This window comes from Lactobacillus sp. ESL0233 (assembly GCF_003692995.1).
GTDB classification, from domain to species: Bacteria; Bacillota; Bacilli; order Lactobacillales; family Lactobacillaceae; genus Lactobacillus; species Lactobacillus bombicola.
The window spans coordinates 1-12,771 of sequence record NZ_REHH01000003.1 but is presented as its reverse complement, the minus strand read 5'-3'; the positions used below and the strand labels follow the sequence as shown (position 1 = coordinate 12,771).

Genomic DNA, 12,771 nt, shown 5'->3' with positions numbered 1-12,771 from the left:
AATATATTTAACTGTCAACAGAAATAAATGGGTGGCTAGCTCAGCTGGCAGAGCAACGGACTCTTAATCCGTGGGTCCAGGGTTCGAACCCCTGGCCACCCATCATAAATAAAAAGCACTGTAAGTAACAGTGCTTTTTGTTATCTCAAAAATTCATCTTTCCTAGCTATGTTTTTATCTGAATAATAATTTGCTAATTCCCCCATATTATTTTTTTAATAAAAAGGCATTAATTTAATCTTGTTAATTATAAACATCTAAATTAAAATGTTATATATTAGGAGCAAAAAACACGACAATATCTCCCCACTATTGCCAGGGAAAATTTCCATTTGTCTTGGTAGTGTTTTATTTTTCTCGTCCAACTTTTTAATCGCTACATATGCCAACTTTACTTTTGGCATATACTACAAGAAAAACTACTCGCAAATCAATTTAAACAAGCTGAAGGATTATTATAAATGAAAAAGTTTTATAAAATATGTGCTCTAGTACTTGCCGTCTTCTTTTTGGCTATCGGTCTAAATATCTACCATGACATACATACAATATCTCAAACAATGAGTCATTTTAACAAACCAAACCAGTTCAGCAACCAAACTAAAAGAAAAACAATTGTTTTTAAAAAATTTACCAAAATCAAACTTGACACCTACCTCCCAGACATCCAAGTTATTCCTGGTAAGAAATATCAAGTAACTATTATAGGCAATTATGGCGCCGATATTAGTAAAATTAAAACTTCCATTAAAGATAACCAGTTAACCATTTTTGACAAGCCTGAACCCCATTATAATAATGGAAACTATCACGTTGAAATTAGGGTCCCAAAGAGCCACTCCCTATTAGAAATATCTGGTTCATGTTATGCGTGCACCCTACTTTTAAAAAACTTAATTATTCCAAGAATAAACATTAAAGTCGATGATAGTGATGCTATTTTAAAAAATACCACCGTTAAAAAATCGAATTTAATCTTAAGTGATGGCGAGTTTAAAGTCAGCAATTCGACTTTATCAAGTGCAAAATTAGCTTTAAGTGATAGCGACTGTAAAATTACAGACAGTCAGTGCAAAATTACCGCAACCTTAAATGATGGTGATGCGTTAATCAAAAATTCTAAAATTACTGGCAATAGTTCGTTCAACCTAAGTGACGGTGATTTTATAATGAACAAGGCACCTAAAATTAGTTACGACCTTACAGCTGATTCAGAGGATACCATTAAATTTGACAATACTTATCACACTAGCCACCTAGTTAAAAGGCTTAATGGCACGCCTCTTCTTAAAGTAGTCAGTGCCGACGGCGATATTGCAATCAATTAAAGGAACATTTAACAATGAAAAAGTTCTATCAAATCATTGGTATCATTGCAGTTATTGGTCTTGTTTTATTACTAATTATTAAATTTAATAATAGCAAACAAAATATGCAAGAAATGCATCATGAAATAACTAATAGTAGCTTTTTTAGTGACCATGAGCACAAGCATTCTGTAAGTAGTAAAACAAACAACCTGAAGAAATTTTCCAAAATTAAAATCAAGGTTAACGAAGCCGACATTAACATTGCTAAGGGTGATCAATTTCAAGTAAAAGTTACAAGTCGCAACATTAAAGCGGTCAAAATTGGAGTAGCAAATCAAGAACTGACGCTTGCTAATGACCACCAAGCATCTAACGATGATTGCAAACTTTTAATTACTGTTCCTGATAAAAACGCTGTAAGCAACATTTCAGGATCGGTCAATGAAGGAGACGTTAGTTTAAATGACTTAACTATCGCTGACATTGACCTGCAACTGGATGATGGTGACCTTAGTATCAACAATATCAAGGCCTTGAAGACGTCCTTCACCTTAGATGAAGGTGACATTAAGGTAGCAAATTCCACCCTAAAAGCAGACACTTCTAACTGCAATGATGGAGATTTAACAATTTTTGCCAGCCAATTTAAAGCCTCTGTTTCTCTTACTGATGGTGATGTTTCAATCAGCAATTCTAAAATTCTTAGTAGCAGTTCATTCAATTTACATGATGGTAGTTTTCAAATGAGCGAGGCACCGATGATTAGTTACTTACTTTCAACTCATTCTGGTAATGAAATTAACTTCCGCCATAACAATTATTCTGGTCATTTTTCTAAAGTCAGGCAACATACACCTCTTCTAAGAGTTACTTGTGGCAATGGCGATATTAATATTAACTAGATAAATTGGCTTAAAGTTGCAGGCATAAATATAAAAGTTAGTCATTCAATAAAAAAGTTTAGTTTTACCACCATAAAATTTTTTAAAGCGTATAATTAGACATCTAACCTTTTTAGGATTATGTTATATTTTAGATAGGTTTTATTCTATTTATTGAAAGGAGTGTGCTTCAATGGAGAAGTTCACAAAAGAATCTTTAGCAAAATATGATGGTAAAAATGGAAATCCAGCTTATGTAGCAATTGATGGCGATGTTTACGATGTTACTGGCAATGCTCACTGGACTGATGGCGAACACCATGGTAATTTAGCTGGACAAGACTCGACAGTTGCAATTGGTCAATCACCTCACGGTAAAAGTGTTTTAGGCAACTTGAAAAAAGTTGGTACTTACGAAGCTTAGTTACTATTTGACAACAAAAAACAGGTACACAATGTGTACCTGTTTTTTGATTGCTAAATTAGTCATGTAAAGCCAAATAATTTTCTGCATTGCGTAAATCTTTAAGTGAAAGCTGTCCTGGTGCCGAAGTTTGACTTACCGCCCCAAAAGATAAGCTTGAACCAAAAATCTGACCAGCAATTCGCGTAACTTTACCCAAATCACCCATTGCCATTGTAATTAAAGGATTAGGAATTGCTTTATGCACTACCTGAGTAGCTTCTAATAAGGTTAAAACATCCTGCGGAGTATGCGGCATGCAAGCTAATTTAGGGATATCTGCCCCCAATTGTGCCATCTTTTTAAGGCGAAATTCAATGACATCTTGGGCGGGTACCTTATCAAAATCATGGTTACTCATAATTACTACGATATTGTAATCATGGGCTAAGGAAACGAGCTGCTTAATCCGCTCTTCATCATGAAACAGTTCTATATCAACTGCATCGCCTAAGCGCTTGGTAATAATTAATTCCACTAAGTCCAAATAAGCATCATCTGCTAATGCAGCAACGCCACCTTCATTTTGCGTTCTAAAGGTTACTAAAATCGGCAAGTCGCCCACCGTTTGTCGTAATTTTTGGGCAGTTGCAATTAAGGCGTCCTTATCAGCAATTCCAGCTGCATAGTAATCGAGCCGCCATTCCATTAAATCTGGCTGGGCAGCAACAATTGTTTTCGCTGCAGTTAAAATTTCTGTTTCCGTTCGTCCAACATTTGGGACAGCAATTTTAGGTAGCCCTGTTCCCAAAACAATATTTCTAATCTTAACAGTTGCCATTGTCTACCTCAACTTTTCTTACTTATCGGTAAACATAATTTCCCGAATATAGTCAGTTGGCATATCTTGACCCGTCCAGAGTTTAAATGAGGCGGCCCCTTGTTCAATCATCATGCCAATTCCGTTAAAAACATGTTCAACCCCTGCTGCTTGAGCTACTTCCATTAGTTTAGTAGTTCTAGGAGCATAAACTGTATCAAAAACGACCATCTCTTTATGGAACCAGGATGGATCTGAAACCAAAGTTTTATCTTCTAACGGTTTCATGCCGACACTCGTAGCATCACAGTAAATATCACTCTCAGCAATTGCCTGTTTAAATGCAGCTTGATTGCTTAAATCGGTTAATGAAACTTTGCAAGCCGTCTTTTCTTGAATTGTTTGCACATTTTTTTCAGCTTGAACCCATTTATCATCTTGAATGTTGAACATTTTTATTTCCTTAGCACCATCCAAAGCCGACTGAACTGCAATCGGAGTCGCAGCACCACCAGCTCCAGTTAGAGTAATTATCTTATCTTTGATTTCGATGCCTTCAGCTTTAAGTGCCTGAACAAAGCCAATGCCATCTGTCGTATAACCAGTCAAAACACCCTGATCATTAACAATGGTATTAACAGCATCACACATTTCTGAAGCTGGTGATAGTTTATCAAGATATTTAATCACTTCTTTTTTATTTGGCATCGATACATTTGAACCGCGCATATCTAAAGTCCGAATAGCATCAACTGCGCTAGCAAGTTTATCGTTACCAATTTCAAAGCAGAGATAAGTATAATTTAGACCTAATTTGGCAAAAGCGTTATTGTGCATTGTAGGTGACATTGAATGCCGAATCGGATAAGCCATTAAACCAATTAAATAAGTGTGGCCATCCAGCCAACCAGTAATTGGACCATTCACGCCTGTAATTTGATTTGTCATTATTTTAGCTCCTTACTTTTAAAAAAATAATATCTATACTTATTTAGTAGATGCACCCGATACCACATTTACTGTTTCACGTGAAACCAAATGTGATTGGCTAAAATTAGCATTATCAGCAGCTTCAGTTCCTGCTATAAAGCCAGAAGCATAACTCCATGAATTCATCATACTTGGCATTGAATCATGACCATTGGCACCACCAATTATTTCACCTGCAGCATAAAAATTAGGAACGGGATTAAAATCAGTGGTCAAAAGCTGTAAATGCTTGTTAGTCTCATATCCACCCAAAGTAGTGCAAAAACGTAATTTTTGTTCAATTACATAGTAAGTATCGCCTTCATATTTATGCATAAATTGTGCTGGACGTTCAAATTCAGAGTCTTTGCCAACTTTAACTGCTTCTTCATACTCTGCTAACGTCTTTTGTAAATTAGCATAATTAATACCCGCTTTTTGAGCAACCACTTTGAGATTACCAGAAACCAAAATTGGACTCTTCTTACCATCCAAATCAAAGAAGCCTTGCACTTCATCTTGAGTGAAACCATACTTGAGTAACAATTCAAAGAATCTATCCCACATTCTTTGATCCATTATTACAAAAGCAAGCTTATCCTTTTGAGCCGCAATTGCATCACGGAAGTGGGTATATGGCGCCGATTCATTAACAATTCGCTGACCATTCGTATTAACAAAAATTGCCCCCATATCGCTGGCTTCCTTAGTGGAATAAGTCGTCAATTTGGCAATACCTGGTTCAACTTCAAGTCCATGTGGATAAACTTTATACCAATCAAGATTGCGTGCAACTAAATCCATATTTTTGGCAAAATCAAAGTAGTCACCAGTTGAAGTCATTGGACCATAATATGGTATCGTAGTTTTATATTCCTGATAGTCACGTGCCCCCCAACCTCCAGCTGCTAGCACTAATGACTTGAAGTTAACTTTAGTAGTCTGATACTTACTTTCCGCAATTAATGAAACTAGCTCACCTTTTTCATTCTTATTTAGCTTTTCTACCCGAGTTTCCTGTAGAATTTGCCCTCCTTTTTGGGTAAAGGCCTCAGCAACCTTGGTAATCAATTCATATGAACTGGCGGTTGGCATTTCAATTTGGCGGTCAACTGAATGTTCAATCGTTTGCGTTTCTGCTTTTTGATAAGTCAAAGTAGCAAACTCGGTAATAAAATCAACTGCCTTACCAATATTTTCAGCTAATAGATTAGACAACTCAGCATCGTTAGTGCCTCGACATTCACGCCTAATGTCTTGCGCCAGTAATTCAGGTGTATCCCTTTTAGCTTCTTCACCAAATATACTAGCTGATAATTTTGATCCTGTACCCACTACATTGGACCCATTCAAAATTGTTGCGCCACCAAGATAACCATTTTTCTCAAGTACAAGTACCTTTTTGCCTAAAGAAAGCGCCCGACAAGCAGCCATTAGTCCGGCCATGCCAGAACCAATAACAGCTACATCAACATCAAGGGTAACGTTTTGATGCTCTTTGGCTTTGCTAGTAGTTGTAGTAGCTACTCCATTTTCTGTGAGTGCCTTTTTACCAGCATCCAGCATGGCTTGCGTCATAATTGAAGCACCTGAAATTGCATCAACATCAAAGCTTTGCTCATTAATAACTTGAGTTTTTAATTTATCAACAACTTGGTTAAAAATTCCAGGTGTTTCCACATTTTTAGTTACCTCTAAGTCATCAATATGGTTACCCGTTAACTTAATTTCAAAATCAATCTGTCCATTACGCCCAGTAGCTTGGGTCTTTATTATTTGAGTCATAAATTTGCCTTTCTCTAACTAATCTGCAATATCAAAATTCTTACTGCGCACAATCAAAATTGCGGCAAGAATAGTTGAAGTTATTGCAAAAATTGCCGTAATCCAGAAAACCATTAAGGTACTTGTACCATTAGCTTTTAAGACAAAAGCTGCTACTAATGGTGCAACAAAGTAAACCATGGCAGGGGCAAAGCTATAATATGATGTGATCTTGCCATGACTTTGTGGAAAATAAGAAGTCAAAACAGATAAGCCAACTTGCCATACGCCACCAGCGGTGAAGAACCCGACTGCTAACGCGCCAGTTTCACCCGCTAATGGTGAAGGAGACAAAACCATGAATAAAAGTCCCACTGCAGTAATAGCTGAATAAACCATAATCAAGGTCAAACGCTTTACTTTTGTTACTAAAACTGAAGTCACAAAGACCGAGACTAATGACGCAATTGAATACCACGAAACTAGTTGATTAGCATTAGCAGCAGGTTCATTGAGTACATATTGACCATAATAGGGCGCATATAAGGAAAAAATATAAAAAGTAAAACAAAGTGTAAATCCTAAAGCAATAATCATTAACCCATCAACTGCTAGTTTTGGCTGATTGCTACTAGTTTGTATTGTAGCCGTTTCCTGCTCAATTTTAGTCTCTTGGGTTTGCGCTTGCGGTGCATAAGCTGTTTTTATAGTTAAAAAAACATCAATTAAAATCAACGCAACTAAAATGCAAGCAGTAATTCGCGGATTACTGATCAATTTGACACAAAATGGAAACAGCATCTGCATTACCTGCATGGCTGCTTTCACAAAAGAATTCATCGTGGCCGTTTTAGTCGGAAAGGCATCGGCTAGAGCCGGATAACCAGCTGTATCACCAAAAGAGTTAGTAGCGCCAAAAAACATCGCTGCTATCCCAGCCACCCAAATATTATTAGCAAAAGCTGCTCCCAACAAAAAAATAGCATCACTAGTAAGTGCAATCAACAAGGCCTTCTTGCGACCAATCTTATCTGAAATCGCACCTGCAAACAAAATAGTAATAATCCGCCCGAGGCCAACCATCGCCATCACCAACGAGATTTGAGTTTCAGTTGCATGCCATGACTGTGCTAAAACTTGGCGATACTGACTAATAAACAGTGTCGCCGCCCCCACAACCGCAAAGTGCATATAAACGGAGGTAGCAACACCTGCATAATTGTTCTTTCTTTCCATCTCTTCACCTTTCAAAATTATTGGTAATTAATTACCCAATAATATAACCCATTTAATTAAATAAAAATAATGATTTATTATGGCACAAGTATGGGTATTAGCTATAATAAGGCAAACTACTGTGTCTATAGGAAATAAAGATAGTAAAACAATTTAGTCAACTTTAAAAATTGAAATTGAAATTTTTTTAGTTAGTCGATAACTTCTAAAATTAGTTAAGATTATAGTTTTTATTTTTATTTTTATAAAAAAATGCAATAATTAAATATTTCGCTATAATGTAAAGATGAATACAAATATTACTATCACTTTAATTAGCTGCTAAACAAAATATAGTTATTTATTTAATATTTTAAGCGGTTGCAATATTAAAACTTTAAATAAAAATAGTTTTCTGAGGTATCCAACATGAATTTAAATCAACTTTACTATTTTCAAGAGTTGGCAGACCAAAAACAATATACAAAAGCTGCCGAAAATCTTTTTATCAGTCAACCCACCTTATCAGTTTCCATTAAGCAACTAGAGACCGAATTGCATTGTAAACTGTTCAAACATAATGGGCGCTATGTCCAGTTAACCGAATATGGCCGTATTTTTTATGATACGGTTACCAAAACGTTAGCTTCATTGGAACATGGCAAAAAAAAGATTGCTCAAAAAATTAGTCAAGATCAAGGCAATATTCATATTGCTGGCATCCCTACTGCAATTGGTATCTTTTTGCCTTATTTAACCAAAAAATACCAACAAGAAAGTGCGATTTCCCCGCATTTTATTTATCATGATAATCCCTCTTATCAAATATGTGAGGGCATTAAAAATGGGTGGTATGACATCGGTATCTGCTCTTACGTACCCGAATTTAATTACCTAACTTATATTCCACTTTATACCGAAGAAATTATTGCAATTGTTGCACCCGATAATAATTTAGCTCAAATTAACCGCATGTCGCCCAGTGAATTACAAGGCGAATCCATCATGACTTACTCCACTAAAATTCAAATTGGTCGCGATATCACAAACGCTTTGCTTGCAGTTGCTTCTGATTTGCATATCATCAATCGTTTACATGATGAATTGGCAATTGCTGGTCAGGTACTGACCAACGACATTGTGGGCGTTGTTGCCAAAACCATTTATCTCAGTGGCTTTGATATTCATCAAATTCAACTTGATTTACCTAAAAATATCCGGCAAGTTTATCTTGTTTATGATCCTAACCAGCATTTTTCAGCTGGAATTATCGACTTTATTGACTTTATTAAAAGTAACAAACAAGAAATTCAAACTTTAGTCGACAATTTAGCAATTAAGTAGTAATCACAATTAAGGAACTTATGACTAATTCAATCACTCAAAATGCGCTACGCGCTCTTTTATATGAAGTCACTACCTTGCCCAAACCTGGCTTAGTTGATCCAGCTAATCCCGGACCACATCCTGATATGAATATTTATACCTTTATTGACAGTAGTTTAAGCTTAGAGCATTACTTCAATAAAGCTACACAAATTGGGCAAACCTTCACTGGAGCAGACCTCCCCGCCATGTTCACTCAATTAAGACAAGAAGGTCTACTAGCTGAAGAAGAAATGCTAACAGCTACAAATGGAGTCAATACCCATAAGGGGGCAATTTTTGCTCTAGGTATTTTTGTTTGCGCTCAAAGTTATTGTAAAAAAAATCAGGCAGAGTTGTTTGCAACTATCGCTAAAATGTGCCATGGTTTAGTTGAACATGACCTAGAAAAAAATAACCAATTACAAACAGCTGGTGAACGTGAATTTCAACAATACAGCATTGGTGGCGCACGTGCACAAGCCGAACAAGGTTATCCCATTGTAAAAAAATATGCCCTGCCTTTCTTAAAGCAGAGCACCGGTACGCTCCAGTGCCGATTACTAGATACCTTAATGAAAATTGCTACAGTAACGGTTGACAGTAATCTTATTAAGCGCGCAGGTAATTATGATGTAATTAATTGGTTGCATAGCTGTGCTAGCCAATATCTGGCTCTAGGCGGCTATACTACAGTCTCAGGAAAAAAATATCTCCTCAAGCTTAACCAAATATGTCTAGACCATAATTATAGTTTGGGGGGCTGTGCCGATTTATTAATCGTCACCATTTTTGTAGCTTTAGAACAAGGGCAATTATAAAAAATAGCCTGAAGACTGGCTATTTTTTGATTAATCTTTAATTTTGTGATGAGCTATTGGTAGTATCTGATATAAGCTGACTACAAGCAGTATCTGCAGCAATTCTGCCAAAAGTAAAAATATCAGCTAATGAATTGCCGCCTAGGCGGTTTCCAGCATGAAGACCACCCGCAACTTCACCAGCAGCAAATAGACCAGTAATAACTTGATCATCTTGATTAAGCACTTGCCCCTTAGAATTAATTTTCAACCCACCCATAGTATGGTGAATTGCTGGCTTACGTGGTGTTGCATAAAATGGGGCAACTTCACATTTTAAATTAAAGGCACTCTTATTAAATTCAGGGTCATAGCCGTCATCTACATACGAATTGTATTTATTAATTGTATTAACTAAAGTAGCTGGCTCTGCCCCTATTTTTTCAGCTAGTTCTGCTAAAGTATCGGCCTTAAACAGTGTCCCAGCCTTAACTTGCGCTGCCAAAGATTCTTCAGTTGTGTTATAGGCTGTTGCTTTTATTTTATTATCAGCAATTAAATAAAATAAAGTACCATTAGCAATTGCTGCTTTAGCCAAAGTATCCCGTTCTGCAAATTCATTGACAAAACGTTCTCCTTTTTGATTAACCATGATGAAGTTTTCAGGTGGTGTCTGAATGCCTGTAAATAATTCACCCGTTTCTGGATCAGATACTGGCATTAGTTGAATAAAACCCATACCCACTAAAGCAGCGCCAGCTTCTTGTCCCAAAGCAATTCCATCACCGGTTATTGCTGGTGAATTAGTAGTTGCAATATTATCAGCAATCTGTGCCCAATAAGTATTATACTTTTGGACCATCTTTGTGTTCGCACCAAACCCACCTGAAGTTAAAATGACTTTTGGTGCGTGGACAGTCACTTGTTTGCCATTATTTTCGGCAAGCACACCTTTCACTTGCCCATTTTCAATAATTAAATGTTTTGCTCGGGTTTCAGTTAAAATAGTTGCGCCATGATCTCTGAGCCATTCACCCAAAACTTTGATAAAAGCATAGCCCATTGGCTCAACTGGTTTATGGCCTCTACGCCACAAAGCACCAACAGGCATTGCTACATCATCACGATTAAACTCTACACCTAAATTAGTCAACCATTGCACTGAAGCGAATGCGTTATTAACAAGCTTATTGACTAACTCATAGTTACCATGAATTTCATTTCCATTTAAATCAATTCTCTTACCACCCAAGTAAGTTTGAATTTCATGTAGTAAGGTGGAGTCAAATAAATAATTTGCCCCCGATTCAAGGTATGCATTAATCTGTTTTTGTAATTTTTGAAAATCAAGCCGATATTCTAAATCAATTTGATCAATTGGTAGCGCAGCTAATTTTGCCAAACTTTCTTTTTCACCTGCTAAGGCCTTAAATTTGCCCTGCCATTCTGGTTCAGCCGCATTTAAAGGTCCACCAGCCCGCGCAGTGTTGCCACCAATTTGTGGATATTTTTCTAAAACTATCACTTTTTTATCATTTTGGATTGTTCTAGTTGCTGCAGCAAGCCCAGCACCTCCAGCACCAATTACAACCACATCTACATTATATTCTTCATCTTTATCGCTTTTAGCAATGGGTTTAGCCCGCTGTTTCCATTTATTTACCTCACCGCCAGCCTCATCGATGGCTTGAGCAACTCCATCGATAACTCCGCGACTAGAGATTGTAGCACCACTAATCACATCAACATTTAGTGTTTGATTAGCAATAATCTGCTGGGGTAGCCGCCTAAAAACTTCATCAGCAATCCCTTTAGTTTCAGCACTAGAATCAATGCTTATATTTTCAATATCGGTCGCAGAAAGAGTAACCTTCATTGGCATAAAACTTGAGCCATGCCCTTTTGCTTTTACATTATATGTACCTGGCTTCATCATTGAAATAATTCCTCTCTGTAAAATCTTTAATAACTAAATTTTACTAACTTTATTTAACAAAATGAAATAGTTTTCGAGCAAATAAGCTATAATAAAAGTGTTATTGGAGGAAACAGATGAAAGATCCAGAAATACTCTTACACTACATTGACATTTTACTAAAAGAAAGCAATTTTACCCGAGCTGCCCAAGAACTATATATCTCACAGCCTTATTTAACTCAACTACTTAAACGCATCGAACATAAATTAGGGACCAAAATAATTAATCGAAAAACTACTCCGTTTACATTAACTAAAGCCGGCGTAATATATTATAAATACCTCGAAACAACTATTGCCAATAACCAAAATTTAGCCAAAAAGTTGATTCGATACGCCTCACCAAAAAAAGAAATAATTAGAATTGGAGTCTTAGAAAGCCTCGGAACTTTTTTATTACCAGAATTACTACCCGATTTTCTGGCTGAAAATCCAAATATTGAGATTCAATTATCTGAAACCTTTCCTAGAAATAGCGAAACGCAGCTTTTGAATGAACAAATTGATTGTTACATTGGACAAACACCTGAATCGCTCAATACTGAGCTCGATTTTTTCGTTAATGGGGAAGAAAACTACTATGTGATTATTTCACCTCAATCATCATATTTTAAAAAAGACCGGTTTATTCTTAATCAAGATGAATACAATCTTAAGGAAATATTGCAACAACCATTTGTAGTTAGTTTTAGCAATTCCGCTATTCGTCATCAAGTTAATGGTATATTTCATAAATTCAACGTCCAGCCCAACATTGTTCTTGAAAGTAAAAGTATATTAACTGCAACAAATTTAGCAATTAAGGGAGTGGGATTAACCATTTCAGCTGCTAGTATTATCAAAAGAATAAATCGAACTCCAATTAATCTTCTTCCACTTGATCACACTTTAATTCAAATTAAGTATTTTATTGCAGTTAAACACAAGAAAAGGCTTGATCCTGGTCTTAAAAAACTAATTACAAAATTCACACAACTAAGAATACAGCCCAGCATTAAATAAAATAAATTTTCATAAACAAAAAAAGAAGGTCATTAGACCTTCTTTTTTAACCTTGCTCCGGCTGTCAGACTCGAACTGACGACATCTTGATTAACAGTCAAGCGCTCTACCAACTGAGCTAAGCCGGAATATTAAAAAAAGCACGGCAACGTCCTACCCTCGCAGGCAGTCTCCCACCAACTACTCTCGGCGTTAAGAAGCTTAACTTCTGTGTTCGGCATGGTTACAGGTGTTTCCTTCTTGCTCTTGCCACCGTACTTCTTTT

General features: G+C 36.4%; 11 protein-coding genes, 2 tRNA genes and 1 rRNA gene. 7 read left to right on the top strand and 7 right to left on the bottom strand.

Annotated elements, in window-relative coordinates:
• Window positions 1-29 precede the first annotated feature (29 nt).
• The 4 genes from F5ESL0233_RS00390 to F5ESL0233_RS00375 all read left to right on the top strand — a co-directional run bounded on the left by F5ESL0233_RS00390 (window position 30) and on the right by F5ESL0233_RS00375 (window position 2,615).
• A tRNA-Lys gene (locus F5ESL0233_RS00390) sits at window positions 30-102 on the top strand.
• A 359-nt stretch (window positions 103-461) separates the two neighbouring features.
• Window positions 462-1,328, top strand: coding sequence for a DUF4097 family beta strand repeat-containing protein (locus F5ESL0233_RS00385; RefSeq protein WP_122058206.1), 867 nt, complete (start codon window positions 462-464; stop codon window positions 1,326-1,328).
• Between the two features lie 14 nt (window positions 1,329-1,342).
• Window positions 1,343-2,212 carry a DUF4097 family beta strand repeat-containing protein gene (locus F5ESL0233_RS00380; protein ID WP_122058205.1) on the top strand — a complete coding sequence of 290 codons (870 nt, stop codon included), beginning with the start codon at window positions 1,343-1,345 and terminating at the stop codon, window positions 2,210-2,212.
• A 172-nt stretch (window positions 2,213-2,384) separates the two neighbouring features.
• On the top strand, window positions 2,385-2,615 hold the full coding sequence (locus F5ESL0233_RS00375; RefSeq protein WP_122058203.1) for a cytochrome b5 domain-containing protein: 231 nt from the start codon (window positions 2,385-2,387) through the stop codon (window positions 2,613-2,615).
• A gap of 58 nt (window positions 2,616-2,673) precedes the next feature.
• On the opposite strand, the gene aroD is transcribed toward F5ESL0233_RS00375, so the two are convergent.
• Genes aroD through F5ESL0233_RS00355 form a run of 4 tightly spaced genes read right to left on the bottom strand, consistent with a single transcriptional unit; the run spans window position 2,674 to window position 7,383 of the window.
• Entirely contained in the window at window positions 2,674-3,435 is a 762-nt protein-coding gene (gene aroD / locus F5ESL0233_RS00370) for a type I 3-dehydroquinate dehydratase (RefSeq protein WP_122058202.1), read from the bottom strand.
• 18 nt (window positions 3,436-3,453) lie between these two features.
• Window positions 3,454-4,362 (bottom strand): shikimate dehydrogenase, encoded by a 909-nt coding sequence (locus F5ESL0233_RS00365; RefSeq protein ID WP_122058200.1) that lies wholly within the window; start codon window positions 4,360-4,362, stop codon window positions 3,454-3,456.
• 39 nt (window positions 4,363-4,401) lie between these two features.
• Window positions 4,402-6,168, bottom strand: coding sequence for an FAD-dependent oxidoreductase (locus F5ESL0233_RS00360; RefSeq protein WP_122058199.1), 1,767 nt, complete (start codon window positions 6,166-6,168; stop codon window positions 4,402-4,404).
• Window positions 6,169-6,186: 18 nt separating this feature from the next.
• Window positions 6,187-7,383, bottom strand: a complete 1,197-nt coding sequence (locus tag F5ESL0233_RS00355) for an MFS transporter (RefSeq protein ID WP_122058197.1) — start codon at window positions 7,381-7,383, stop codon at window positions 6,187-6,189.
• A gap of 408 nt (window positions 7,384-7,791) precedes the next feature.
• Here F5ESL0233_RS00355 and F5ESL0233_RS00350 point away from each other — a divergent pair, with 408 nt between their 5' ends.
• On the top strand, window positions 7,792-8,706 hold the full coding sequence (locus F5ESL0233_RS00350; protein WP_090094234.1) for a LysR family transcriptional regulator: 915 nt from the start codon (window positions 7,792-7,794) through the stop codon (window positions 8,704-8,706).
• 20 nt (window positions 8,707-8,726) lie between these two features.
• Window positions 8,727-9,548: a triphosphoribosyl-dephospho-CoA synthase gene (locus F5ESL0233_RS00345; RefSeq protein WP_122058195.1), complete on the top strand. Its 822-nt coding sequence runs from the start codon at window positions 8,727-8,729 to the stop codon at window positions 9,546-9,548.
• Window positions 9,549-9,585: 37 nt separating this feature from the next.
• On the opposite strand, the gene F5ESL0233_RS00340 is transcribed toward F5ESL0233_RS00345, so the two are convergent.
• The gene (locus F5ESL0233_RS00340; protein ID WP_122058292.1) at window positions 9,586-11,460 is read right to left on the bottom strand and encodes a flavocytochrome c; all 1,875 of its coding nucleotides are present in this window, start codon (window positions 11,458-11,460) and stop codon (window positions 9,586-9,588) included.
• A 119-nt stretch (window positions 11,461-11,579) separates the two neighbouring features.
• On the opposite strand from F5ESL0233_RS00340, the gene F5ESL0233_RS00335 reads away from it, so the two are divergent.
• Entirely contained in the window at window positions 11,580-12,506 is a 927-nt protein-coding gene (locus F5ESL0233_RS00335; RefSeq protein ID WP_122058194.1) for a LysR family transcriptional regulator, read from the top strand.
• Window positions 12,507-12,561: 55 nt separating this feature from the next.
• Here the strand turns inward: F5ESL0233_RS00335 and F5ESL0233_RS00330 are convergent.
• Window positions 12,562-12,634, bottom strand: a tRNA-Asn gene (locus tag F5ESL0233_RS00330).
• Between the two features lie 12 nt (window positions 12,635-12,646).
• Window positions 12,647-12,763 (bottom strand): 5S ribosomal RNA (rrf, locus tag F5ESL0233_RS00325).
• Between the last annotated feature and the right edge of the window lie 8 nt (window positions 12,764-12,771).